Raw genomic sequence first — 340 nt, forward strand, 5'->3', positions numbered from 1 at the left:
TCCATACACCACCATATTTTTGATTTCGGTTTCATCGGCAATGTGATCGTAACTGGACGTACCCGATACATCGGTCGTTGCGTATCTCGCTCCATTTCTTGCCATTTTATTCAAGGTATTATAATCAATCAGAGCATTACCAAACTCCGTCACCCCGCCAATGATTAAGACTAAAATAGGAACCGTAATGAGAAACTCTACCGCAGCAATGCCTTTCTGCTTTCGTTGTATACTCATATCATGACTCCGTTGCCAAAGGATCTTTATAAAGAACAATACGATAAGGCCCATCAACATCACTGCCTTGGCCGGGTACCCCGCCCGTGACACTGCAGTCTTC

Annotated in this window: 1 protein-coding gene; it reads right to left on the reverse strand. The window is 44.4% G+C overall.

Annotated features, from left to right (window positions below):
• A partial coding sequence (locus tag ACP45E_RS02635; protein WP_017038052.1) for a TadE family protein occupies positions 1–237 on the reverse strand: 237 nt, incomplete at its 3' end.
• Between the last annotated feature and the right edge of the window lie 103 nt (positions 238–340).

The organism is Vibrio genomosp. F10 str. 9ZD137 (assembly GCF_049974785.1).
Classification (GTDB): Bacteria; Pseudomonadota; Gammaproteobacteria; order Enterobacterales; family Vibrionaceae; genus Vibrio.